The following is a 24,471-nucleotide window of genomic DNA, read 5'->3' as shown; positions in this document are numbered from 1 at the left end:
TGAAAAACCATGAAAATCCTGAAAATCAGCGGTAAAAACCTGGCCTCGCTGGCCGGCGAATTTGAAGTCGACTTCCAGCAGGAGCCGCTGGCGTCTTCCGGCCTGTTCGCCATCAGCGGCCCCACGGGCGCGGGCAAGAGCACCCTGCTCGACGCCCTGTGCCTGGCCCTGTACGACGCCACGCCGCGTTTGCTGAAAGTGCTGGGCCGGGGCAGCGCCCTGCCCGACGTGGGCAAGGAAACCGTCAACGCCCAGGATACGCGCACCCTGCTGCGCCGCGGCACGCCGGACGGCTACGCGCAAGTGGACTTTGTCGGCAACGACGGCGCCAGCTACCGCGCGCGCTGGAGCGTGCGCCGCTCGCGCACCCGGGCCGAAGGGGCGCTGCAGGCGACCGCCATGAGCTTGCACCAGTTGCCCGCGCTGCAAGCCATCGGCGGCACCAAGACGGAAGTCAAGGACGAGATCGAAAAACGCATCGGCCTGTCCTTCGACCAGTTTACGCGCGCCGTGCTGCTGGCGCAGAACGAGTTTTCCACCTTCCTCAAGACGGAAGACAATGAACGGGGAGAGTTGCTGGAAACCCTGACGGGCAGCAGCATCTATACCGACATTTCCATGCGCGCCTTCGAGCGGGCAAAGAAGGAAAAGCAGATCCTCGAACGCCTGGGCGAAAAACTGGCCGACCAGCGGCCCTTGTCACCGGCAGAGCGCGCCGCCACCGAGGCGCAGTGCGGCGCGGCCGAGAACACCCTGCAACACATCGACTTGCGCAAGGCGGTGCTGGAACTGCAGCAGCGCTGGCACCAGGAGACGCACAAGCTGCAAACCCAGGTGACGGCGGCGCAAGAAGCGCTGGGCAGCGCGGATGCCGAACGCGCCGCCGCGCTAGAACGCCGCACGGCGCTGGCGCAATGGGAACTGCTGCAGCCGGCGCGGCCCCTGATCGACGACGTGGCGCGCCTGGCCAGCGACATCGCCGGCAGCGGCGCCGCACTGGAAGCGTCGCGCGTGCAGGCGGCGCAAGCCGTCGCCGCCGAAACGCAACTGGCGCAGGCCGTGCAGCTGGCGACGGCGGCCTTGCTTGCCAGGGAAGCGGCGCAGCGCGATGCGGCGCTCCTGCTCGATCAGGCCAAGGCGCTCGACGCCGGCATCCTGGCGCAATTGCCCGCGCATGGCCAGGCATGGCAGGCCGCGCAGGCCGCCGACCAGGCCAACGAGTCGGCGCGCAGCGCGCTGCAGGCGCTGCAGCAGCGCCAGCACGCCGCGCTGGCCGAGCAGGAAGCGGGCCGCCAGTGGCTGGCATCGCACCAGCAGTGGCAGGCGCTGGCCCAAGCGTGGCAATTGTGGGATCAATTGTTTGCCCAGGCAGGCCAAGCGGCCGCGCAAGCCGATGCGGCCGACGCCAGCATGGCTGAATCGGCCCGGCAGGTGCGCCAGGCCCTTGACGCCACGCAGGCGGCGCAAGCGGCGCTGACCAGCGCCGCTGCCGCGCTGGCCGTGCGCGATGCGCAGCGGCGCGAGGCGCTGGTGGCCGTGCAAGCCATCGATGGCCAGGCGCTGCAGGAACAGCGCGGCCAGCTGGAGGCGCACGCGCGCATCTTGACCAGCGCGGAAAAAACCTGGAGCGAACTGGCACGCCAGCAGCAGGCGCTGGCGCACTGGCAAGCCAGGGCGGCCCAGCTGGCGCAGGCAGCGCAAACGGAAAGTACGGCATTCGCGGCGGAAGCGGCGCAAACGGCGTTGCTGGAAGCGCGCCTGGCGCAGGCGGAAAAGTCCTTGAAAGGGGCGGAAGCGGCATGCGCGGCCAGCGTCGAGCAGCTGCGGGCCACTTTGCAGGATGAGCAGCCCTGCCCCGTCTGCGGCGCGCTGGAACATCCGTACAGCCACGCCGATCACGCCTTGCAGGCGATGCTGGCCAGCTTGCAGGATGAGGTACTGGCTTGCCGCTCGCAAGCGCGCGGCAATGTGGAACGCCTGGCCACGCACAAGGCGGCGCTGGCCGCCCGTACGCACGAACAGGCACAGACGGCGGAAGAATTATCTGCGCTGCCGTCCCTCATCGACAGCCTGAATGCACAGTGGCGGCCGCATGCGGACACCTTACAACTGCCGCCGGCAAACCTGCGCGCGGACTGGTTCACGCAGCAGCTGGCGGCCAATGCGGCCGGCTTGCAGGCGCTGGCGCAGCAGGAAACGGCGCTGCGCCAGGCCAGCGCGCGGCGCGAGCAGGCGCAGGCGGCATATGAACTGGCGTCAAACGAGCACGCGCGCTGCACCAGCAGCGTCACCGATGCACAGGCGCGGCTGGCACAGCTGCAGGCGCAGCAAGCGGGCAACGCCGACAAGGGCGAGACGGCGCGCACCGCGCTCGATGCCTTGCTGGCGCAGCTCGATGGCGCGTTTACCGACGCCGACGGCGCCGAGGACTGGAAAGACAGCTGGCGCGCCAGCCCGGCCGCCTTCCGCACGGCGCGTGAAACGGAAAGCCGGCAATGGCTGAAACAGCAGGCGGAGCAGGACAGCCGCCTCCACGCGCTGGCCACCCTGGCCGCGCAGCTGGACGCGGCGCTGCTGGCCGCCGGCAAGGCGCAGCAAACGGCGCAGGAGACCCACGCCGCGTTTGCCGCCGCCGACAAACAGCGCACGACACTGCAAGCCGGACGCAACGCGCTATGGCAGGGACAAGCCGTGACCGAGGTGGAAGGCGCGCTGGCAGGCGCCATCGCCGCTGCCAAAGAGCTGCTGGCGCAGCAGCAAACGGCGGCGCAATCGGCCAGCCAGCAGCGCACGCGCCTGGAGGAAGCGTGCGCGCAGCTGTCGCAGCGCCTGACCGCCTTGCGGGAACAGGAACACGGCGCCACCGCCGCGCTGCACGACTGGCTGCGCCGGTTCCAGCTTGCCCACCCTGGTCACGCACCCGCCGACATGGCCGGCTTGCACGCGCACCTGGCCATCGCGCCGGACGCCATGCGCGCCGAACGCGAGGCCCTGCAAGTGATCGCCGACCGCCACACGGCGGCCGTTTCCGTGCTGGCCGAACGCCGGCAGCAGCTGGCTGCGCACGTGCAGCAGCCGCCGGAAGCGCTGGAAATGGACGTGGCCGCGCTGCAGGCGGCGCTGGACGCACTGGTGCTGGAACGCCAGGCGGCCAACCAGGAAGCGACGCGCTTACGCCTGGCCATCGCGCAGGACGACGCCAGGCGCCACAGCGCGCAAGCGATGCTGGCGCAAATCGAGGCGCAAGCCGTCATCGAGCGGCGCTGGGCCAGCCTGGATGACTTGATCGGCTCGGCCGACGGCAAGAAATTTCGCAACTACGCGCAGCAATTCACGCTGGAAGTGCTGCTCGGCTATGCGAATGCGCATTTGCAGCATCTGGCGCGCCGCTATCAGCTCGAACGCATCGACAATCCGGACAAGCCGTCGCTGGGCCTGATGGTGCGCGACCAGGACATGGGCGGCGAGCTGCGCTCCGTGCACTCGCTGTCGGGCGGCGAATCGTTCCTCGTCTCGCTGGCCCTGGCGCTGGGCCTGGCCTCGCTGTCCTCGAACCGCGTGCGCGTGGAATCGCTGTTCATCGACGAAGGCTTCGGCAGCCTGGACACGGAAACCCTGCGCGTGGCCATGGATGCGCTCGACGGCCTGCAAGCGATGGGCCGCAAAGTGGGCGTCATCTCGCACGTCCAGGAAATGACGGAGCGCATCGCCACCAAGATCCTGGTCCAGCCCGGCTCCGGCGGCAAGAGCGTGGTGACGGTGCACTAGGTCGCTAGCGGCTGGCCGGCTCCCGGCACAGCTTGAGCATATCCCAGCCCAGTTCGCGGCGGATCTGCTCGGGGTCGGGCGGGGGCCGGCGTTGTGCCAGCTCCGCTTTCAGCCACTTCCTGACCAGCTCCTTGGCGGGCTGTACAGGCTTTTCCTTGTCATGCTTGTCCATGGTGCTACCTCTTCAACGGCGGTCAGACGACCTCCTATATACGTTCAACGTCATGGCGCGGATTCAGTTGACCTGCGCGTGGCGCAGATGCAACAACGTGTAACGATGGCCGGAGTGCGTTAAAATCGCCGCCTTCGCGCAGGCACCGCCTACGCCCCGCAACAATTCAAGGAACCCCATGAAAGCCGCCCGCAGCCTCACCTTCAAGTGCGTAAAATGTCACAAATCCATGCAGGTCTACCTGCAAAAAGTCTCCGCCTGCTCGCATATCCAGCCGTATCAGGGCATTTGCGCATGCGGCGAACTCAAGCGTCACGCCACGGGCCAGGCCGATGCCGTCAAGTCTTACCTGGAGTCGGCGGACGGTAACTGGGCGCACCACCACTAAGATCTACTGGGACAGGCTCGAATGGTTAAAGAATGGGAAGAACTTGCCGTTAATTGGCATATCCTCCCCATTTGAACCGACCATGTCCCAGCTTCCCGCCCTTGCCAGCCGTCAACCCGCCGCGAATACGCTGGCTGGCCAGCAGCCGTCCCGCACGGGCAGCGGCAGCAGCAACAGCACGGGGCAGGCCGGCTCGCCCCTGATGCGGCGCACGGCGCAAGACGTGGTGGCCCTGTCAAAAAACGGCCTGGACCTGTCGGCCAAGGGACTGTCGCAACGGACCGATGCGCTGGGCAACGCCACTGTCGATGTGGCGCAAGATTTTCTTGGCAACATGACACGCCAGCTGTTCGGCGACGGCGCCACGATCGCCTTCGATTCGGTCGACCTGCAAGCCAGTTCCAGCTTCAGCAGCGGCAGTGCCAGCATCTCGGGCACCAAAGGCAGCAGCCGCGCCGCCGCCTTCAGCCTCGATGAAAACGCGCATTTCATCGGCAAGGGCAAGATCACCACGGCCGATGGCCAGACCTTCGACTTCGAACTGGAAGTGCAATATCAATCGAACATCAGCGCGGGCGCCTTTGCGCACACGCAAAATGATGCGCAGGAAGTTCCGCCATCCGGTGACGCCGCCCTGCCCGCCAAAGAGTTGCCCGCCACGACCTTCGCCGGCAATCTGCACGACCTGTTCAAGCTGCTGGGCCAGCAATTGCAAAGCAATCTCTATCAGGGCACGTCCGACGGCGCCAGCGCCAGCGGCAACAATGGCGAGCTGGCGGGCAGCCTGAGTTTGCGTTTGCTCAAGCTGGTGCAGCCGGACAATACCGCCGAGGCCGCCAAAAAAACCGTGGAAAGCACGCCCGCAGACCAGGCGCGCGCCCGCGCGCTGGCACTCGCCTATGGCACGGACAGCGCTGACGGCACGGCCAGCGACGTATAATGGAAGACGGCCTGCGCAGGCGACCATGCCGCGCGCCCCCTTCTATCGATTGAATCCCATGTCCGACACCTCTTCCCCTACCGTTCATCCGCAGATCCACTGGAGCGAAAACGGCGCCGAACATTCGGCCCGCTGGCGCTCGGAAAGCGGCATGCCGCCACCCAAGCGCGTCGTCATCGCCGATGACCGCACGACGGCCGACCAGGCTTACCGCCTGGCCTGCGAAGGCACGGCCATGCTGTGGCGTGGCGACTTCCAGAACGCGCGCCAGCTGCTGCAGGCGCTGGCGCGGCGCGCCGACCACAAGAACGACAAACCGAGCAAAAAAGCCATGGCCGCCAAGCTGGCAAAACCGGAACCGTCCGCCACGGAAGCGTTCCACCTGCACCGCCAGGCCCAGTCGCAGCGCGCCCGCACACTGGCCATGCTGCTGCTGCCTTTTGACGCCGACTACACGATCCCGCTGCGCCGCGCGCCGGACGTGAAACTGGCGTGTAATGAGGCGTATGGCCGTGGCGAAGCAGCCTTCGTCGCCTCGCTGCGCGAACTGCTGGGCCTGATCGGCGCGCACGAATGGCGCCGCACGGGCGTGGAACTGCCGGCCCTGGGCCAGCGCATCCACCCACATTACGGCGTGTTCGCGCCGATTCGCGGTGAATACGTGGGCCTGGTGGCCGACGCGCCGCTGCCCCCGCGCGCCAGCCTGGCCTTCGACATCGGCACCGGCACGGGCGTGCTGGCCGCCGTGCTGGCGCAGCGCGGCATCGAACGCATCGTCGCCACCGACCAGGACCCGCGCGCCCTGTCCTGCGCGCGCGAAAACCTGGCGCGCCTAGATTTGCTCGATAAGGTCGACGTGGTGCAGGCCGACCTGTTCCCTGCCGGCCGCGCGCCGCTGGTCGTGTGCAATCCGCCATGGCTGCCGGCCCGCCCCAGCTCGCCCATCGAATACGCCGTCTACGATCCGGACAGCCGCATGCTGCGCGGTTTCCTCGCCGGCCTGGCCGATCACCTGGAGCCAAACGGCGAAGGCTGGCTGATCCTGTCGGACCTGGCCGAGCACCTGGGCCTGCGCCCGCGCGCGCAATTGCTGGAATGGATAGCGCAAGCGGGCTTGAAAGTGATCGATCGCCTGGACGTGAAACCCACGCACCCGCGCGCGCAAGATGCCACGGACAGCCTGCATGCGGCCCGCTCGAAGGAAGTCACGTCGCTGTGGCGCCTGGCGGCAGCGTCATCGAGGGTCTGAAACCAGGCCATTGCGCATTGCAGCAAACCCCGCTATAATTCGTCTGCGGGGTGGAGCAGTCTGGCAGCTCGTCGGGCTCATAACCCGAAGGTCACAGGTTCAAATCCTGTCCCCGCAACCAATACATAAAAGCCGCTGATTCTTGCAAAGGGATCAGCGGCTTTTTCATGCCTGCATCGTTTATGCATCGCGCGGCGCGTAGTGGGCGATGCCATGGCCGAACGACCAGTTTTCAGGCGCCACCTCGACGAGGTTGATAAAAATGTCCTCTGGACGCAGGCCGGGACTGCTGGACAGGCGCTCGGCAATCCGGGCATAGAGCGCCTTTTTCTGCGCTATCGTCCGGGTCTTGCTGACCGTGATCTGGATCATGACGAGATCGTCGCTGCGCGCGATGCCAAGATACGACTTGCCGTAGCTGAAATCATCTTCGTCGTGCTCGCTGATCGTCATGAAGCGGTCATCGTCCGGCACGTCAAACGTTTCGCGCATGGCAAGATACAGGCCATCGAGTATGGCCTGACGATAGGCGGCGGGCTTGCCTCGCCGCAGGGATACGCGTGTCATCGGCATGAGTGACTCCTTCCTGATGGTTGATTGAGATAGCTGACGATAGGCGCCATTGACCATAATGAAAACACATGGCACCATATTTCAATGATTCGTTTTTTAAATGATTGCCCGTGAAGACACTCGATATCGAGGCCGTGCAAGCCTTCGTTCTGACAGCGGAACTGAAGAGCTTCACGCGCGCGGCCGAGGCGCTCGACACCACCCAGTCGGCCATCAGCCTGAAGATCAAGCGACTGGAAAAGATGCTCGGCCGGCATTTGCTGGAGCGTACGCCGCGCCTGGTGGGCCTGTCTGCGGACGGACAGCAGTTCATGGTCGCAGCGCGCAAGCTGGTAGCTGCCCATCAAGGTGCCCTTGCCGCCTTCAGCGTCAGCAAGCGGCGGCTGGTGATCGGCATCAGCCACCACATCGTTGGCGCGGAGCTGCCACTGTTGCTGAAACAGATGCACGACGCCGAACCGGATCTGGTGCTGGAAGTACGCATCGCCTCATCGCACGAAGTGCTCGCCTGCTTTGATCGCGGCACGCTCGATGCCGCCATCGTGCTGGGGCATGACCATCTGCGCAAAGGTGGCGACCTGATACTTGAAGAACGCTTTGGCTGGATGGCCGCCACCGGCTTCGCATACCACCCGGGCGAGCCCCTGCGTCTCGCGGCACAATCCGAGTCTTGCCGGGTAAGAAGCATTGCACTCACCGCGCTCCAGGAGCACGGCATCGCGTGGACCGAGGTTTTCGTCGGCGGCGGCATCACCACCATCGGCGCCGCCGTTGCTGCAGGTTTCGCCATTGCGGCGCTGGGGTGCCGGGTGGCGCCCGCGGGAACGATGGATGCGGGGCCAAAGTTCGGACTGCCGGCCCTGCCCACGCTGGACGTGCTGCTGTATTCCAGTGCCTCCGATCCACAGACGCGGAACTCGCTGCGCCGCCTGGCCGCCGCCATCCGCTCGACGGCGGCATGAGTCACACGATGATGCCTGCGCCGCAATGGCGCGGCCGTGCCGCTGCCTTGCCCCCCGCATTGCCCCCTTTCCTGCGCAAGGCCCCTGGCCATTGCGCATTGCAGCAAACCCCGCTATAATTCGGCTGCGGGGTGGAGCAGTCTGGCAGCTCGTCGGGCTCATAACCCGAAGGTCACAGGTTCAAATCCTGTCCCCGCAACCAATACATAAAAACCGCTGACTCCTGCAAGGGATTCAGCGGTTTTTTTCATTCCAGGCCTGGCCTGGCCTGCCCCATCTTTACGCGGTGACGCTGGCCCGGATCTGCCTGGCCGCCGCATGCAAACTGGCCGCCACCCGTTCCAGCTTGTCGGCGCCCGCTGTTTCAGCCAGGGCGGCAAAGGCGCTGATATGAAACGTGGCCACCATCGCAGGGGAGACATCGAGCTCCAGCGCGGTCTTGCTCAGTTCAGTCGATGCCTCGAGGTAAGGCTCGCTGCCCGCCTCGAAGGCCTGCTTGGTTTCCAGTAATTCCTGCCCACCCTGCGCCTTGGCCAGGCAAGCGTCGACCTTTTGCTGGAAGGCCGGCAAGGTATCACGCACGGGGCCTGGCTCAGGCGCCGGTTCCGGCTCCGCTGGCGCAGGAGCGGCAGGCAAAGGCTTGTCCGCAATCGGCATCTCACGCAAAGTCAGCCAGCGCTCGACGGCGAGAAAATCGGCAAACGGCTCCTCCACCTTGGGATTCATCAACCAGACCTCGCCCGTGCGCCAGTCGATCCGGGCACCGCGCTCATTTCTCGCCAACAAAATATCCTTGCCACCATCGGCATTCGACACCCGCCCGATGTCGAGCCAGTTCATCAGTTCAGCCTGGCGCGACATCGCGTTGACCCGATGGAAAAAGGCCAACCATAGAAATCTGGCGACCAAAAGAACCAGGGCACCGCCAACCATCCACATCATTTTTCGCTCCGCACCACATCGACAAGCCGCATTTTCTCACATGAAAGCTTGCGCCAAGGAAACTTTTACATCTGCCGTGCGGCAGCGCAAAGCCAGCACCGCAGGCGGCCCGGGCGCGCAGTCGCATTTCAGCAACGCCGCGTTTTCCTGATTGCCTGGCGTGCGCCGCTGCGCTATTATGAGAACAATTCTCATTTAGATTAAGCTGTACTGTGCACATGCTGTCCGCCCCTTCCCCGCCGTCCGATTTCCAGGCCCTGTATGCCGAGCACCACTCGTGGCTGCTGCACTGGCTGAAGCGTCGCCTGCACGACGCGGGGCTGGCGGGCGACCTGGCGCAGGATACTTTCCTCAAGATTTTCCTTGCACGCAGCAGCGCCGGGATCGCGCAGCCGCGCCCCTTCCTGGCCACCATCGCCAAGCGCCTGCTGGCCAATCACTGCCGGCGCGAAGAACTGGAACGGGCCTACCTCGACGCCCTGCGGCACCAGCCGCAAGCGTGCGCACCCTCGCCGGAAGCGATGTCCATCCTGCTCGAATCGCTGCAACAGGTCGACCGCGCGCTGGACCAGCTCTCCACCAAGGCCAGGGCCGCCTTCCTGCTGGCCCACCTGGACGGCATGAGCTACGCCGAGATCGCCGCCGAACTGGGCACCACCACGCATTCCGTCAAAAAATACCTGAGCAAGGCCAATTTGCTGTGCTTTTTTGCCGTACCCGATTTTGCCAGCGCCTGACATGCGCACCGCCACCGTGTATGCACTGGGCCAGCCCATCGACCTGGCCATCGCCATGCAGGCGGCCGAATGGCTGGCCACCCTGATGAGCGGCGTCACCACGCCGGCGGAAAAGACGGCCTGGCAAGAGTGGCGCCAGGCGCACCCCGACCATGAGCGGGCGTGGAAACACATCGAAAGCGCCAGCGGCGGCTTGCGCGAACTCGATGCGCAAGCGTGCCGCACGGCGCTGGCACGGCGTCCTGCCTCGCCCATCTCGCGCCGCAACAGCCTGCAACTGCTGGCGTGGGTATCGACCATCGGCCTCACGGGCTGGTTCGGCGCGCGCTCGCCCTATGCACCCGACTTTGCCCGCGCCGCGCTGGCCGACATGGCCACGGGCGTGGGCGAGCGCCGCGAGCTGGCCCTGCCCGACGGCAGCCGTTTGCACCTGAACAGCGGCAGCGCGGTGAACATCCGCTTCAGCGGCACGCAACGGCTGCTGCAACTGGTGCGGGGCGAAGTGTTCATCGCCACCGCCCGCGAAACGGGCCGGCCCTACCGCCCCTTCCTCGTCGAGACCGCGCATGGCCACGCCCAGGCGCTGGGCACGCGCTACTCGGTGCGCCAGGCGGACGGCAATACCCTGGTCGCCGTCGAAGAAGGCGCCGTGCGGCTGACGCCGCGCCATGGCGACGGCAATCAACTCATCCGCGCAGGCCAGGGCGGCGGCATGACGGCGCAACAAATCCTGCCAGAGCACGCCGTCTCGCCCGACATCTGGGCCTGGCGCCAGGGCTTGCTGCTGGCCGACGCCATGCCGCTGCGCGACTTCCTGCATGAATTGAGCCGCTACCGCCACGGCTTGCTGGGCTGCGACGACGCCGTCGCCGGCCTGCGCATCTCCGGCGTCTTCCCGCTGGCCGACCTGGACGCCGTGCTGCTGTCGCTGCCCGACTCCCTGCCCGTCGACGTGCGCCTGCGCACGCGCTACTGGGTGCAGGTGGAGGCACGCCGGCAGCGCTAGGCATTTATTTAGACGCCAGCGCAAAAAAAGTACCCGTTTTCGATTCTCGCGTGACCTGTGTAGGCAACGTTCTTTTTGACGACTACACCACAAGGTAACCATGTCTCCTGCCATTCATTCCACGCCGCGCATCAAGCGCATGGCGTACGCCATCCAACTCATCTGCATCGCTTCGGCCCTGCTGCTGAACGCCCAGGCGCCAGCCCTGGCGCAGGAAAGCGCGGCTGCTGCCGCGGCCACTCTCGACTTCCAGGTGCCGGCCGGCGACCTGGCTGCGGCGCTGCGCCAGGTCGCCAGCCAGTCCAGGGTCATCCTCAGCTTTATGCCGGAACAGACGCGCGGCAAGACCTCCGTAGGCCTCACGGGCCGCCACGAGCTGCTGGCCGCCCTGAACGGCGTGCTGCGCGGCACGGGCCTGAAGGCCGAGCGCAGCGCCAACGGCAGCTATGTGCTGCGTCCGGCGCAGTCGGAATCCGGCGCGGACGCCATCGCCATGATGCCGGAAGTATCGGTCAAGGCGCAGCAGGATGCGACGGAAGGCTCGGGCGCGTATGTCTCCGCCCTGCCGGTTTCCACTGCCACCCCGCTGGGCCTGTCGATCAGGGAAACACCGCAGTCGGTCAGCGTCATCACGCAGCAGCGCATGCAGGACCAGGGCCTGAACACCATCGCGCAGGTCATGGCGCAAACGCCGGGCATCACCCTGTTCTCGCTGGGCAGCGAGCGCACGGGCTTTACTTCGCGCGGCTATTCGATCACCAATTACCAGCTCGATGGCGTCAGCACGCATTCGGAAAACCTGGGCCTCAATGCGATACCGTCGCAAAGCCTGGCCGACATGGCGCTGTACGACCGCATCGAAGTGCTGCGCGGCGCCTCGGGCCTGATGACGGGCGCGGGCGACGCCTCGGGCGCCATCAACATGGTGCGCAAGAAGCCGACGGCGCAGTTCCAGGCGTCCGTCGAGGGCGAACTGGGCTCCTACGATGAACGGCGCGCCATGGCCGATATCGCCGGTCCGCTGAACGAGGCGCGCACCGTGCGCGGCCGCCTGGTGACGGTGTACGAGGAAGGCGACGGCATCATCGACGGCTACAGCCGCGACAAGAAAGTGGTCTACGGCGTGGTCGAGGCGGACCTCTCAAGCGGCACGAAACTGACAGCCGGCGTCACGCACCAGCGCAAGCGCTCGAATGGTTCGCTGTCCTACCTGGGCTTCCCCCTGTTCTACAGCAATGGCGCCATGACGGACCTGCCCCGCTCCTTCAGCCCGGCGGCCAGGTCGAATCGCTTCGACACCAAATCGACCGACGTCTTCGCCACCCTGGAACATGCGCTGGCGAACGACTGGAAGCTGAAAATTGCGGCCAACCGCGTGCAGTCGTCGCAAGAAGAGCGTTCCATCTACCTCGACGTGAGTGGCGGCTTCGCCGACCAGGCCACGGGCGACGGCCTGCGCTTAAACGCCGACTACCGCGATTACCAGCTCCAGGTCAACAGCGTGGACGTCAATGTGCGCGGCCCGTTCAGCGCGTTCGGCCGCCAGCACGAACTGGTGCTGGGCATGGACTACAACGAATTTCAAAGCACGACCGATGGCCGCTTCGGCGGCGGCGTCGCAAGCACGCCCGCCAACCTGTACCGCTGGAACCGCACGACAACATCCGCGTTTGGCAATGCCGTCGTCACTTACGACAGCACGCGCCGCCAGGCCAGCGCCTACGCGGCCAGCCGCTTCACGCTATCGGAGCGCCTGAAATTGATCGCCGGGGCAAAAGTGCTGCGCTACAGCGAGAATTACATCTCGGACGCACCTTCCGTGAATTTTTACAGCGCGTCGCCAGCCTCGGAAAGCCGGGTCTTCACGCCGTATGGCGGCCTGGTGTTCGACATCGACGGCACGCACAGCGCCTACGCCAGCTACTCCACCATCTACCAGCCGCAGGCATCGCAGGACCGCTACGGCAAGCTGCTGGCGCCGCGCGAAGGCAAGACACTGGAAGCGGGCATCAAGAGCGGCTGGCTCGATGGCCGCCTGAACACGGCTGCGGCGCTGTACCAGATCCGCCAGAGCAACCTGGCCGAATCGGATCCCGGCTACACCGTACCCGGCACGAACAATCCCGCCAACCGCACCATCAAGGGCGCCAGAACCCAGGGCGTGGACCTGGAAGCGACGGGCGCCATCACGCCGGACTGGAACATCTCGGCATCGTGGTCTTACAGCCAGACGGAAAACAATACCGGCAAGGCGATCCTGACCACCTTCCCACGCCACCTGGTGAAACTGTGGACCACCTACCGCCTGCCCGGCGAGCTAAATCGCCTGACGCTGGGCGGCGGCGTGAACTGGCAAAGCCGCGTGTATTCCGACATCGACGCGTGGCAGATCAACAGTACCCTGCACTGGGAACAGAAGGCGTACTCGGTGGCCAGCCTGATGGCGCGCTACGACGTCAGCGACAAGCTCTCTGCCACCGTCAACGTGGCCAACCTGTTCGACAAGCAGTACACGGCTTCCGTGTCGGACTGGTGGTACTCGGGCATGCATGGTCCGGCGCGCAAGGTGGCGTTGACCGTGCGGTATCAGTTCTGATGCACTGAACGGGGCGGGCCGAATATTTCGCATCATCCAGGGGCCGGTGATACAATTTTCCGCTTCACGGGCACAAACACTGCCCGTGCCACAGAAACACCCAAGGAGAATGTGTGAAGGACCTCGCCCCCGCCCTGCCAGCCGATCCGGCCGACCAACCCGCCAATCCCTCGCGCCGGCGCATTTTCCAGGCCGCTTCCGCAGTCGGCCTGGCCGCCAGCCTGCCGGCGCTGGCCGACGCCGCGCCAGCCAGGAAGACCATCGCCAAGGGTTCGCTCGACGCGAAACTCAAGGCCCACGTCAAGAACGTGGTCGTGATCTATCTGGAAAACCGCAGCTTCAACAACCTGTTTGCCAACTTCCCCGGCACCAGCGCGCCCCTGTCCGCCGTCACGGCGGAACAGGCGCGGCAGCTGGACCGCGACGGCAAGCCGCTGGCCACCCTGCCGAAAATCTGGGGCGGCCTGGTGCCGAACCAGCAAAATATCGGCGGCATCGATTACCTGATCAAGGAAGAGCAGATTTCCGGCCTGCCGAACGCTCCCTACAAATTGAGCGACGCGGCCGGCAAGCCCCTACCCGAAAGCATCATCACGCGCGACCTGGTGCACCGCTTCTATAACAACCAGATGCAGATCAACGGCGGCAAGAACGACGGCTTTGCCGCGTGGGCCGACAGCGGCGGCCTGGTGATGGGCCACTACGGCGAAACGTCGAAAAACCTGAACCTGTGGCAGATCGCCGAGCAATACACGCTGTGCGACAACTTCTTCATGGCGGCCTTCGGCGGCTCTTACATGAACCACCAGTTCCTCGTCACGGGGCGCGCCAACGAATATTTCAATGCATCCGAAACGGCGGCGAAGAAAAAGATCGCCGTGCTGTCGGACGGCCCGCAAGGCGTGCGCCTGGCGATCTCTCCCGAGTGCCCCGCCTCCGCGCTCGATGGCAAGCCGAAGTACGTGAACGACGGCGCCCTGACGCCGGACGGCTATGCCGTCAACACCATGGCGCCGCCATATCAACCGAGTTACGTCCGCCCCGCCTTCGATGGCGATCCGCTGCATGCCGACCCGGCTGACGCGAATACCCTGCCGCCGCAAACCTATGACACCATCGGCGACCTGCTGTCGCGCAAGGGCGTCAGCTGGGCGTGGTACGGCGGCGGCTGGCAAGCGGCGCTCGACCAGAAGGGCGGCGGCAGCAAGCCGAACTTCCAGTTCCACCACCAGCCGCTGAACTACTTCAAGCAGTTCGCCCCAGGCACGGCCGCGCGCGCCGAGCACCTGCGCGACGGCGGCACGGGCGACAGCCCGATCTCGAACAAATTCCTCGCCGCCGCCGTGGCAGGCAAACTGCCGGCCGTGACCTTCTACAAGCCGCAGGGCAATCTGAACCTGCACGCCGGCTATTCGGATATCGAGTCGGGCGACCAGCACGTGGCCAACGTCATCCAGCATCTGAAGGAATCGCCGCAGTGGAAAGACATGATCGTGGTGATCACGTTTGACGAAAACGGCGGCTGGTGGGACCACGTGGCGCCGCCAAAAGGCGACCGCTGGGGTCCGGGCACGCGCATTCCCGCCATCGTCGTCTCGCCGTACGCGAAAAAAGGCGCCGTCGACCACAGTTTTTATGACACCACGTCGATCCTGCGCCTGATCACGCGCCTGCACGACTTGCCGCTGCTCGAGGGCCTGAAAGTGCGCAATGATGCGTTCGCGTCACGCGGCGCGCTGCCGCCGGGCGACTTGACTGGCGCCTTGAGCTTCCGCTAAGCCTCCCACAGTGCGGCACGCCTGTGATACACTGCGTGCCGCACTTAAATCCGCAGGGCAGGTATTCCTGACGGTTGCATCCACAATGAGCCCGACTCCAGTAGCCGGGCTTTTGTTTTGTGGATGAAGTTAACGCGTATTCACATGGCGGACAGCTTTTTGCCCGCTCCCCGGCGCCATTTTTCGCGGCCAGGGACCAGAGGTTCAGAAATGAGAGATAAAAAAGACAACGCCACCATCGACTTGCCCGGCTTCGGCCCGCTGCCAGCGCACGAGGCGCCAGAGCCGGCGCCGGAGCCGCAGCGCCGCACGCGCGCGCGCAAGGTGGCTTTGAAGCAGGTGCAGCTCGAATTGCTGGAGCCGACGGACGCCACGGGCTTACCCGTGTGGACGCGCGACGCAGGCCTTGATCTGACCGGCTTGCCCATCTGGGCGCCCGATAATTAATCCCATGCCGGCGGCCGTTTGCCGCCGGCTTCCACACCACCGCACAAGGGCGTAAGCCTGTAGACTGTGCCCATCCACCCGCTTTTTACCGGCTCCGCCCCTATGAACACCACCACCGCCACCACCAATTCTTTTTCCAGCCTGCCGCTGACGCCCGCCTTTTTGGCTAATCTGGACTCGCTCGGCTACCACGAGATGACCACCATCCAGGCGCAAAGCCTGCCGGCGGTGCTCGATGGCCGCGACCTGATCGCCCAGGCCAAGACGGGCAGCGGCAAGACCGCCGCCTTCGGCATCGGCATCCTGCACAAGCTCAATCCGGCCTGGTTTGCCGTGCAGGGCCTGGTGCTGTGTCCCACGCGCGAACTGGCCGACCAGGTAGCCAATGAGCTGCGCCGCCTGGCCCGCGCGGCCGGCAACATCAAGATCCTGACCCTGACGGGCGGCGCGCCGATGCGCCCGCAAATCGCCTCACTGGAACACGGCGCCCACATCGTCGTCGGTACGCCGGGCCGCATGCGCGACCACCTGGGCCGCGGCACCATCAACCTGAACCACGTGCAGACCCTGGTGCTCGATGAAGCGGACCGCATGACGGACATGGGCTTTTACGAGGAAATCGCCGGTATCGTCAGCGCCTGCCCCGCACGCCGCCAGACCCTGCTGTTCTCGGCCACGTATCCGGAAGACATCCGCCGCGCCACGGCGTCGTTCCTCGTCAATCCGCTGGAAGTGACGGTCGAGGCGCAGCACGACAACGACAAGATCGAACAGCGCTTCTATGAAATCGGCTTCGACGAGCGCAATGGTGCCGTCGGCAAGCTGCTCAAACACTTCAAGCCGGAATCGACCTTGGCATTCTGCAACACCAAGGTGCATTGCCGCGAACTGGCCGACGAACTTCGCCAGCAAGGCTTTTCCGCGCTGGCCCTGTATGGCGAGCTGGAACAGCGCGAGCGCGATGAAATCCTGGTGCTGTTCGCCAACCGCAGCTGCTCCGTGCTGGTGGCCACCGACGTCGCCGCGCGCGGGCTCGACATTTCCGACCTGGGCGCCGTGATCAACGTCGACGTCTCGAAAGACACGGAAGTACACATCCACCGCATCGGCCGCACGGGCCGTGGCAGCAAGAAGGGCCTGGCCCTGTCGCTGTGCGCACCGAACGAGAAAAAATGGGTCAAGCTGATCGAGCAGTACCAGAACAGTGCCGCCGAATGGCACGACCTGAAAGAGCTGGCGGAAGATGACGGGATCGAGGCGCTGCCGGCGCCGATGGTCACCCTGTGCATCATGGGCGGCAAGAAGGACAAGCTGCGCCCGGGCGATTTGCTGGGCGCGCTGACGGGCGATGCGGGCCTGACCAAGGAGCAGGTGGGCAAGATCAACGTGTTCGAGTTCATGACCTACGTGGCGCTCGACCGCAAGGTGGCGGAAGCAGCCTTCAAGCGCCTCAACGCTGGCAATACCTTGGGCCGCGACTTCGGCAACATCAAGGGCCGCAGCTTCAAGATGCGCTTTATCGAGGCGTAAGCGCCTGCAAGGCACGCAGGGCCGCCATGGTCCTGCGTCCCGGATAATCTTCCCACACGGGATAGCGCCAACGGTAGTAGCAGTTCCAGTAACTGATGCTGCGCCGCTCCAGGGTAGCCACATACGCGGGGTTTTCCCGCAGGTAGCGCGCCAGCGCCTCCCCATTCCAGGCCGGCAGTGCCGCGCCAATTATCTCAATAATCTCCAGCACGTATTCGCCGCACAGGTGCACGACAAACGGCACCGTCCACGCCCTCTCCTGCTGCAACAGCTGTCTTGCACACGCTTCGCGCAGATGGCCGTCATGGTGGCGCGTGCCCAGGCACAGGGCGATCACGCCGGCGTCGCCTGCCAGCTGGGTGCAGGCCAGCAGCTGCTCGCGCTCGTAGTACGTGCGCGTCGGAATCAGCAAGGCCTCGCCATTCTGGTACACGGCAAATGGCGGGTGTGCCCGGCTGCTCCCCAGCGCGGGCAGCAGCTGCGCCACAGTGCCGGCCAAGGCGGCCGGAAAAGCATCCGCTTCAGCCATCGCGCCCTTCCCGGCAAACCTTGCGCACACCCAGCGCAGGCTGGTCCATCTTTTCAAAGATCACATTCGAATACCGTGCGGCAGGATCGCCTTCGGAGGGTTTGCCCAGCGAGATATAAAAGCCGCCATGCGTGAACAGGGCCGTGGTTTCCTTGCCCGGCGTGATCCCCTGCAGGAAGGCCGGCCAGGCCGCCTTGTCGACTGGTGTAAAACGCTCGGCCAGCAGCGCCAGCAAGCGCGCGTGCGTGGCCGGCGCATACGGGAACAGATACAGGTATTCGACCAGCTCACCGCCATCGGCCAGGCGCGTGACGGCGGCCGTCGCCGCCTCCACGCTCTCCTTGTCACCACCAAAACTGCACAAGGTGCCACCGCTGTAGGCGAAGTCGATGATGGTCGCCGGCGCGCACGCCTGCCGTTCGCGGTCGATACCGACGGGTGGCAACGCGCGCACTTGCGCCAGCAGCGCCTCGCCCGATGTGGCCAGTGCGGGAAAGCCCGGACACTCGCTGGCCGCCTGCGCGGCAGAAAAGGCCAGGCAATAACTCAATAGCAGCACACGACGCTTCACGGCATCTCCAGTTTCATCAGGCGGCCATTATGCAGGACATCTTCACAAAGGCCGCGCCTGTTGCCCTTGCGGCGTATCGTCAATGTCATAGCCGGCCGCGCGCGCCAGTGTGCGCAAACGGTCCGCCTCGGCCCACTGGCGCTGCGCGCGGGCGATGGCCCGCTGCGCCATCCACGCCTGTACCGGCTGCGGCACTTCCACCTGCACCGGCTGCCAGGCCAGCAGACCGAGCCCCAGGGCCGCATCGAAGCGGGCCATGGTGGCCTTTTTCATGGCATCGGGCAGGTCGCTTTTCAGCAGATCCCAGGCCACGGCCAGCGCGCGCGGAAAATTCAGGTCATCGTTGATCTGTTCCGCGAAACGGTCCAGCCACGCCGGATCGGCCTCGCCATGTTCATCGCCCAGGCCATGCACGGTAGAGCGCAGGCGCGCCAGGCCGCTGCTGGCGGCGCGCAGGGCGTCGTCCGTGAAATTGAGGCTGCTGCGGTAATGGGCGCCCAGGCACAGGTAGCGGTAGGCGAGCGGATCGACGCCCTGCTCCAGCAGGCTTTGCAGGCGCAAAAAGTCCCCTGAGGATTTCGACATCTTCGCATCCTGCGTCTTGAGGAAAGCACCGTGCAGCCAAAAGTTCGCCAGGCGCGTGCCGTGGCGCGCCTGCGTTTGCGCGATCTCGTTGCTGTGGTGGACAGCCACGTGGTCTTCGCCGCCGCAATGGATGTCGAAATACGCGCCCAGGTGTTTTTCCGCCATGGCCGAACATTCGATGTGCCAGCCGGGGAAACCCAGGCCCCAGGGGCTGTCCCACTCCATCTGCCGCTGGCCCGGTACGCCGCTGAACTTCCACAGCGCGAAGTCGCAGATATCGCGCTTCTCGCCCAGCTCCACCCGCTTGCCCGCCTGCAGGCCGTCGCGCTTCAGCCGCGCCAGCTTGCCATAATCGTCCTGGCGCGTGGTGTCGAAATAGATGCCGTCGTCGGTGCGGTAGGTGTAGCCCTTCGCTTCCAGGTCGCCGATGAACGCGATCTGTTCCGCGATATGGTCCGTGGCGCGGCACCAGACGCTGGGCGGCAGGATATTCAACTGGCGCAAATCGTCTTCAAACGCGCGCGTGAAGGCGGCGGCAATGTCCCAGGCCGATTCGCCGCTGCGCCGGCTGCGCGCCTCGATCTTGTCGTCGCCGCAGTCCGCGTCCGACGTCAAATGGCCCACGTCCGTGATGTTCATCACATGGCGCACCTGCAAGCCATTGAATTCCAGCGCACGGCGCAAGCCGTCGACGAACAGATAGGTGCGCAGGTTGCCGATGTGCGCGTAATCGTAGACGGTGGGCCCGCAGGCATACAGGCCCGCCTGGCCAGGGGCGATGGGTTCAAACGGCCGCAGGCTGCGGCTATACGTATCGTACAAATGAAGTGTCATGCGGGACTTTCATGCGCGTTGCGGAAAAAGAAAATGGCCACAGGTTTTTCAACACTGTGGCCATCGAATGAGGAGTAAAACGTTTAACGGCGCCAGGCCGCATCCTCACGAAGCCAGGTACACGGACACAGCGCAGCGGCGGCGCCGGATGCAAAGCCGGATACAAAAACTGGAGGGAGAATGAAAGTGCTCATGGGGCAAATATCGCATGTACGCGGGCGGGCCGTCAAGCCCTCCCGCGCCGCCCGCTTATTTTTTCGCCTGCTCGATATGCGGCAACAGCACCGTCAATATGCCCAGCAGCGGCAGGTAGGAACAGAGTTGATACACATAGGCGATGCCCGCCACGTCGGCCAGGTGGCCCATGGCGGCGGCGGCGATGCCGGAGACGCCGAACATCAGGCCAAAGAAGATGCCCGCGATCATGCCCACCTTGCCCGGCACCAGTTCCTGCGCAAAGACGACGATGGCGGAAAAGGCGGAGGAAATCACAAAACCGATGATCACCGTCAAGACGGCCGTCCAGAACAGGTCGACATACGGCAGCAGCAGGGTGAACGGTGCGGCACCGAGGATGGAAATCCAGATCACGCGCTTGCGGCCGATGCGGTCGCCGATGGGGCCGCCCATGAAGGTGCCGGCCGCCACGGCGGCGAGGAACAGGAACAGGTACAGCTGCGCCGCGCCGATGGACAAATGGAATTTATCGATCAGGTAAAAAGTGTAGTAGCTCGACAGGCTGGCCATGTAGATGTACTTCGAGAACACCAGCAGCGCCAGCACGCCCAACGCTTGCAGCACCTTGTTGCGCGACAAGTTCGGCCCGTGGCCGCCCGCCTTCGGCTTGAAGCTGGCCAAGTGGCCGCTGTACCAGTGGCTGACCTTGTACAGCACGCCGATGGCCAGCACGGCCAGCAGGCTGAACCAGGCGATATTGCCCTGGCCACGGTTCACGATGACGGCCGCCGCCAGCAGCGGTCCCAGCGCGGAACCGACATTGCCACCCACCTGGAACAGCGATTGCGCAAAGCCGTAGCGCCCGCCCGATGCCATGCGCGCCACGCGCGATGCTTCCGGGTGGAAGGTCGAGGAACCGACGCCGATCAGGCCCGAAGCGATCAACAGGGTCGGGAAGGTCGAGACGATGGACAGCATCAGCACGCCGGCCAGGGTAAAACACATGCCGATGGGCAGCAGGAATGGCAGTGGACGGCGGTCCGTGTACAAGCCGATCCAGGGCTGCAGCAACGATGCCGTGCACTGGAACGTCAGGGTGATGAGGCCGACCTGGGTAAAACTGAGTGAAAACTCGGCTTTCAGCATCGGGTAAATCGACGGCAATAATGCCTGGATCAGGTCATTGAGCAAATGCACGAAGGCGACGGCGCCCAGGATGTGCATGGCCAGACCGGATTGTTGTTGGGAACGATGAAGCGAGGGGGCCGCCGGCAGGGACTTGGCCAATGCTGGGGCAGGTGTGGTTGTGTGCATGTGTCATCCGCAATAATCGGGCACGGCGGGCGGCCCGGCAAAGAAGCCAGTATAGTATGGTCGCTGAACTGACAACTTCCAATAATCGTCGCCCAAGTGACAACCAAGAGACAAGCCCAGGCCCCATATGTACAGCCCCCCAACCGCCCAGACCCACCCCGATGGCGTGCCGTTCAGCCGCAGCACCAGCTCACACGATTACCAGCACGTGCCGCGCCCCGTGACGGCCATGTCCCGGCAATATGCGCTGGGCGACTATACGGCGCCGCACAGCCATGTGCGGGCACAACTGCTGTATGCGACGGAAGGCGTGATGCGCGTCTCCACCGGGCACGGCGTGTGGATATTGCCGCCCCGGCGCGCCCTGCTGATCCCCGTGGGCGTCGTGCATGAAGTTCATATCTTGAGCGAACTGAGCATGCGCACCGTGTATATCGATGCGCAGATAGCGGCCCAATATGGCGCCGATTGCAAGGTGCTGGAAGTGAGCCGGCTGCTGCGCGAGCTGATCCTGGCCTTGCTGGCCGAACCGATCGAATATGCGCTGGCGGGGCGCGGCGACTGGCTGGCGCACCTGATCCTGTCGGAACTGGCGGCGGCCGATACGGTGCCCCTCGCCATCCCCTGGCCGCGCGACCGCCGCCTGGTGGCCGTCTGCTCGGCCATCATGAGCGCGCCGGGCAGCCGGCGCAGCATCGAAGACTGGGCGCAGGATGCGGGCGCCAGCGCGCGCACCCTGATCCGTCTGTTTCCCAAGGAAACAGGCTTGCACTACCGCCAATGGCTGCAGCAAGTCCACCTGGCCGAGGCATTCTGCCGCCTCGACCGGGGCGAAGGCGTGGCCGCCATCGCCTATGCGCTGGGCTACGCCAGCCCCAGCGCCTTCAGCGCCATGTTTCGCCGCATCCTGGGCCGCACGCCGCAGCACTACCTGAGCGAGTGGCGCGCCGCGTAGGCCGCAAGCGCCGCTATCGGCATTGTCGGCTTACTTTTTCACCGACAACCAGGCGCTATGCCAGCCTCGTAGGTCGGCTTAGCGTGGCGCAGCCGCGCGTAAGCCGACAAGCTACGCTGTTGGCGTTGTCCGCTTACGCCCTGCGGGCTAAGCCGACCTACTCCTTCTCGCCAGCAATCAAGCGGTAGGCCAGCGCGCCCAGCAAGGCGCCGATGATGGGTGCCAGCCAGAACAGCCACAACTGGCTGGTGGCCCAGTCGCCCACGTACAAGGCCACGCCCGTGCTGCGGGCCGGGTTGACGGAAGTGTTCGTCACGGGAATGCTGATCAGGTGGATCAGGGTCAGCGCCAGGCCGATCGGCAGCGGGGCAAAACCGGCCGGGGCGCGCTTGTCGGTGGCGCCCAGAATGACGATCAGGAAGAACATCGTCAGCACGATTTCAATCACCAGCGCCGACAGCATCGAATAGCCGCCCGGCGAATGGGCGCCATAGCCGTTCGAGGCAAAGCCCTTGCTGACATCGAAACCGGCCTGGCCGCTGGCGATCAGGTAAAGCACACCGCCGGCCACGATGGCGCCCAGCACTTGCGCGATGATGTACGGCAACAGTTTATTGGCGGGAAAGCGGCCGCCGGCCCACAGACCGATCGAGACGGCAGGATTCAAATGGCAACCCGAGATGTGGCCGATGGCGTAAGCCATGGTCAGCACCGTCAGGCCAAACGCCAGCGCCACGCCGGCAAAACCGATGCCAAGGCCGGGAAAGGCAGCCGCCAGCACGGCGCTGCCGCAACCGCCCAGCACCAGCCAGAACGTGCCGAGGAACTCGGCTCCATATTGTTTCATGATGTATTCCTTTAAAGAGACGAGAAAACGTGCAGGGACGAGCAATCGGACCGCTCACCATCTTTGCCGGCGCCCAGGGGGGCGACGACAAAGCACAGCACCAGCAACACCGCACGCTGCAGAGCACGAATAATGACATGACGCCATTATCAATGCAACATTATTTCGTACAATAATGCTAATAGTTATCTTGCCACCTAAAGGTTTTTTTGATAATTTTACGGCGCCGGGCGGCGCATGTATTTTTGCGGTGCCTCCAGCGGCGCAAAACCAAAGCCCGCATACAGGCCATGCGCGTCATCGGTCCCCAGCATCCAGGCAACATCGCACAAGCGGGCATCGCCGAGCACGGCGGCCACCATCTGCTTGCCATATCCGCGCCCCTGATATTGCGGCAGCACAAACACATCGCGCAGGTAGGCAAAATCCGTGTAATCGGTGATGATCCTGGCGAACGCCACTTGCTGGCCATCGACATAGCCGCCGAAACACAGCGCGTTGGCGATTCCCTTGCGCACCGCTTCTATCGCCACACCGCGCTTCCAGTACGACTGCTCGCTCAGGTAGCGGTGGATCATGGGCACATCCAGTTCGTCGCGTTCGCTGGAGATGCGCAGTGGCGCGTGCATCAGTTCTTGAACAGCAGGTCGGCTTCGGCGATGCTGGGTTCGCCGAAATACACGGTGCGCGAGCCGCCCTTGCCATCGCTGCCGATATAAACGCCTGTCATGCTGCGCTCAGCCGGGTCGTACAAAATGCTATAGCGGTGGCCGCAATTGTGCGGCTCGCAGACACTGCTCAGCAGCCGCGCCTTGCCGTCAATCTCGACCGGCTTGAGCGGACTGGCCACGCCATCGGGCACCCAGCGCTGCCGCTTCAGGCCAGCCTTTTTCAAGCCCACATTGAAAGCCTTGCGAAACGCGTAGTCCGCCTTGTAGACGTCGGGGAAATACGGGCAGGTATGGCCACCGTCGCAGCTTTGCGCTTGCTCAATGAGCGACAGCCTGGGCGTGCGCGCTTGCGCCGGCATGGCGGCCAGCGCCACGGCAGCGGCCAGGAACAGGGGGGACAGCAAACGTGCGGACATGACTTCTCCTAAAGGCATCGGATAATGCGGGCAGCATAGCAGAATGCCATGCTTGCACATCGGCATCAGGGAGAGCAGCGGATGCCGACGACCCCGTTGACCTTGCCTTCCGGCCAGCCCGTCTCGCGCCAGCGGTACACGCCGGGCGCGACGATAATCAGCTGCCATTCCACCAGCTTGCCAGCGGCATTGAGGCGGGTTTCATTGTCATAGCGCAAAGTCAGGCTGCGCTCCGTTTCCGCCACCACGGTTGCGGCAAAGCGGTTGGTTTCACCGAGCTTGCTTTTCCAGGTGCGGTCGCTGAAGATCGCCAGCCGCTGATGATCATCAGACAGCTGCATGCGCGTAAAGTGCCGCGCTTCTTCGCAAACACTGCTCGTATTCACGCTGTCGGACCAACTGCCAGACAGTTGCGCGGCATCAAAAGGAGTGGGGGTGGCGGCGATGGCCGCACTGAGCAGCAAGGTTGCGAGCATAGTTTATC

At 64.7% G+C, this 24,471-nt stretch carries 23 protein-coding genes and 2 tRNA genes; 14 read left to right on the top strand and 11 right to left on the bottom strand.

Annotation, left to right across the window (positions count from 1 at the left end; all coding sequences use genetic code 11):
- Window positions 1–9: 9 nt before the first annotated feature.
- Window positions 10–3,768: an AAA family ATPase gene (locus tag FJQ89_RS27795; protein ID WP_141172525.1), complete on the top strand. Its 3,759-nt coding sequence runs from the start codon at window positions 10–12 to the stop codon at window positions 3,766–3,768.
- A gap of 4 nt (window positions 3,769–3,772) precedes the next feature.
- On the opposite strand, the gene FJQ89_RS28145 is transcribed toward FJQ89_RS27795, so the two are convergent.
- On the bottom strand, window positions 3,773–3,940 hold the full coding sequence (locus tag FJQ89_RS28145) for a hypothetical protein (protein ID WP_168208539.1): 168 nt from the start codon (window positions 3,938–3,940) through the stop codon (window positions 3,773–3,775).
- A gap of 178 nt (window positions 3,941–4,118) precedes the next feature.
- Between FJQ89_RS28145 and FJQ89_RS27790 the strand changes: the two genes are divergently transcribed.
- From FJQ89_RS27790 to FJQ89_RS27775, 4 genes are all read left to right on the top strand, one after another.
- Complete coding sequence (locus FJQ89_RS27790) at window positions 4,119–4,328, top strand: hypothetical protein (protein WP_099759861.1); 210 nt, start codon at window positions 4,119–4,121, stop codon at window positions 4,326–4,328.
- An 82-nt stretch (window positions 4,329–4,410) separates the two neighbouring features.
- Window positions 4,411–5,268: a hypothetical protein gene (locus tag FJQ89_RS27785; RefSeq protein WP_141172524.1), complete on the top strand. Its 858-nt coding sequence runs from the start codon at window positions 4,411–4,413 to the stop codon at window positions 5,266–5,268.
- Between the two features lie 58 nt (window positions 5,269–5,326).
- Window positions 5,327–6,517 (top strand): methyltransferase, encoded by a 1,191-nt coding sequence (locus tag FJQ89_RS27780; protein ID WP_168208538.1) that lies wholly within the window; start codon window positions 5,327–5,329, stop codon window positions 6,515–6,517.
- Window positions 6,518–6,561: 44 nt separating this feature from the next.
- A tRNA-Met gene (locus FJQ89_RS27775) sits at window positions 6,562–6,638 on the top strand.
- Window positions 6,639–6,697: 59 nt separating this feature from the next.
- Here the strand turns inward: FJQ89_RS27775 and FJQ89_RS27770 are convergent.
- Window positions 6,698–7,090 carry a tautomerase family protein gene (locus FJQ89_RS27770; RefSeq protein ID WP_141172522.1) on the bottom strand — a complete coding sequence of 131 codons (393 nt, stop codon included), beginning with the start codon at window positions 7,088–7,090 and terminating at the stop codon, window positions 6,698–6,700.
- Between the two features lie 110 nt (window positions 7,091–7,200).
- Between FJQ89_RS27770 and FJQ89_RS27765 the strand changes: the two genes are divergently transcribed.
- Together FJQ89_RS27765 and FJQ89_RS27760 are read left to right on the top strand one after the other, a co-directional pair.
- The gene (locus FJQ89_RS27765; protein ID WP_141172521.1) at window positions 7,201–8,052 is read left to right on the top strand and encodes a LysR family transcriptional regulator; all 852 of its coding nucleotides are present in this window, start codon (window positions 7,201–7,203) and stop codon (window positions 8,050–8,052) included.
- A 125-nt stretch (window positions 8,053–8,177) separates the two neighbouring features.
- Window positions 8,178–8,254, top strand: a tRNA-Met gene (locus FJQ89_RS27760).
- A gap of 77 nt (window positions 8,255–8,331) precedes the next feature.
- Here FJQ89_RS27760 and FJQ89_RS27755 read toward each other — a convergent pair.
- Window positions 8,332–8,892 (bottom strand): hypothetical protein, encoded by a 561-nt coding sequence (locus FJQ89_RS27755; RefSeq protein WP_141172520.1) that lies wholly within the window; start codon window positions 8,890–8,892, stop codon window positions 8,332–8,334.
- 320 nt (window positions 8,893–9,212) lie between these two features.
- On the opposite strand from FJQ89_RS27755, the gene FJQ89_RS27750 reads away from it, so the two are divergent.
- The 6 genes from FJQ89_RS27750 to dbpA all read left to right on the top strand — a co-directional run bounded on the left by FJQ89_RS27750 (window position 9,213) and on the right by dbpA (window position 17,088).
- Window positions 9,213–9,731 carry a sigma-70 family RNA polymerase sigma factor gene (locus FJQ89_RS27750; protein WP_141172519.1) on the top strand — a complete coding sequence of 173 codons (519 nt, stop codon included), beginning with the start codon at window positions 9,213–9,215 and terminating at the stop codon, window positions 9,729–9,731.
- A 1-nt stretch (window position 9,732) separates the two neighbouring features.
- Window positions 9,733–10,737, top strand: coding sequence for a FecR domain-containing protein (locus tag FJQ89_RS27745; RefSeq protein WP_141172518.1), 1,005 nt, complete (start codon window positions 9,733–9,735; stop codon window positions 10,735–10,737).
- A 100-nt stretch (window positions 10,738–10,837) separates the two neighbouring features.
- Window positions 10,838–13,333 carry a TonB-dependent siderophore receptor gene (locus FJQ89_RS27740; RefSeq protein WP_243136313.1) on the top strand — a complete coding sequence of 832 codons (2,496 nt, stop codon included), beginning with the start codon at window positions 10,838–10,840 and terminating at the stop codon, window positions 13,331–13,333.
- 113 nt (window positions 13,334–13,446) lie between these two features.
- The gene (locus tag FJQ89_RS27735; protein ID WP_141172517.1) at window positions 13,447–15,111 is read left to right on the top strand and encodes an acid phosphatase; all 1,665 of its coding nucleotides are present in this window, start codon (window positions 13,447–13,449) and stop codon (window positions 15,109–15,111) included.
- A gap of 210 nt (window positions 15,112–15,321) precedes the next feature.
- Window positions 15,322–15,558, top strand: coding sequence for a hypothetical protein (locus tag FJQ89_RS27730; RefSeq protein WP_071078230.1), 237 nt, complete (start codon window positions 15,322–15,324; stop codon window positions 15,556–15,558).
- 102 nt (window positions 15,559–15,660) lie between these two features.
- The gene (dbpA, locus tag FJQ89_RS27725; protein WP_141172516.1) at window positions 15,661–17,088 is read left to right on the top strand and encodes an ATP-dependent RNA helicase DbpA; all 1,428 of its coding nucleotides are present in this window, start codon (window positions 15,661–15,663) and stop codon (window positions 17,086–17,088) included.
- On the opposite strand, the gene FJQ89_RS27720 is transcribed toward dbpA, so the two are convergent.
- The 4 genes from FJQ89_RS27720 to FJQ89_RS27705 all read right to left on the bottom strand — a co-directional run bounded on the left by FJQ89_RS27720 (window position 17,075) and on the right by FJQ89_RS27705 (window position 21,008).
- Window positions 17,075–17,617, bottom strand: a complete 543-nt coding sequence (locus FJQ89_RS27720; RefSeq protein WP_141172515.1) for a hypothetical protein — start codon at window positions 17,615–17,617, stop codon at window positions 17,075–17,077. The genes dbpA and FJQ89_RS27720 overlap by 14 nt on opposite strands.
- The gene (locus FJQ89_RS27715) at window positions 17,610–18,188 is read right to left on the bottom strand and encodes a hypothetical protein (protein ID WP_141172514.1); all 579 of its coding nucleotides are present in this window, start codon (window positions 18,186–18,188) and stop codon (window positions 17,610–17,612) included. The genes FJQ89_RS27720 and FJQ89_RS27715 overlap by 8 nt, the downstream gene beginning before the upstream one ends.
- Window positions 18,189–18,230: 42 nt before the next feature.
- Window positions 18,231–19,607: a cysteine--tRNA ligase gene (gene cysS, locus FJQ89_RS27710; RefSeq protein WP_141172513.1), complete on the bottom strand. Its 1,377-nt coding sequence runs from the start codon at window positions 19,605–19,607 to the stop codon at window positions 18,231–18,233.
- Between the two features lie 249 nt (window positions 19,608–19,856).
- Complete coding sequence (locus tag FJQ89_RS27705; RefSeq protein WP_205704541.1) at window positions 19,857–21,008, bottom strand: MFS transporter; 1,152 nt, start codon at window positions 21,006–21,008, stop codon at window positions 19,857–19,859.
- A 217-nt stretch (window positions 21,009–21,225) separates the two neighbouring features.
- Here FJQ89_RS27705 and FJQ89_RS27700 point away from each other — a divergent pair, with 217 nt between their 5' ends.
- On the top strand, window positions 21,226–22,053 hold the full coding sequence (locus FJQ89_RS27700) for an AraC family transcriptional regulator (protein ID WP_141172511.1): 828 nt from the start codon (window positions 21,226–21,228) through the stop codon (window positions 22,051–22,053).
- A 157-nt stretch (window positions 22,054–22,210) separates the two neighbouring features.
- Here the strand turns inward: FJQ89_RS27700 and aqpZ are convergent, their stop codons facing one another.
- The 4 genes from aqpZ to FJQ89_RS27680 all read right to left on the bottom strand — a co-directional run bounded on the left by aqpZ (window position 22,211) and on the right by FJQ89_RS27680 (window position 24,463).
- Entirely contained in the window at window positions 22,211–22,900 is a 690-nt protein-coding gene (gene aqpZ / locus FJQ89_RS27695) for an aquaporin Z (protein WP_141172510.1), read from the bottom strand.
- Window positions 22,901–23,118: 218 nt separating this feature from the next.
- On the bottom strand, window positions 23,119–23,529 hold the full coding sequence (locus FJQ89_RS27690; protein ID WP_141172509.1) for a GNAT family N-acetyltransferase: 411 nt from the start codon (window positions 23,527–23,529) through the stop codon (window positions 23,119–23,121).
- Complete coding sequence (locus FJQ89_RS27685; RefSeq protein WP_168208537.1) at window positions 23,529–23,987, bottom strand: Ivy family c-type lysozyme inhibitor; 459 nt, start codon at window positions 23,985–23,987, stop codon at window positions 23,529–23,531. Before FJQ89_RS27685 ends, FJQ89_RS27690 begins: the two co-directional genes overlap by 1 nt.
- A 65-nt stretch (window positions 23,988–24,052) precedes the next feature.
- On the bottom strand, window positions 24,053–24,463 hold the full coding sequence (locus tag FJQ89_RS27680; RefSeq protein WP_141172507.1) for a hypothetical protein: 411 nt from the start codon (window positions 24,461–24,463) through the stop codon (window positions 24,053–24,055).
- Between the last annotated feature and the right edge of the window lie 8 nt (window positions 24,464–24,471).

This window comes from Janthinobacterium tructae, assembly GCF_006517255.1.
GTDB classification, from domain to species: Bacteria; Pseudomonadota; Gammaproteobacteria; order Burkholderiales; family Burkholderiaceae_D; genus Janthinobacterium; species Janthinobacterium tructae.
This window is presented reverse-complemented; position numbering and strand designations above follow the sequence as displayed.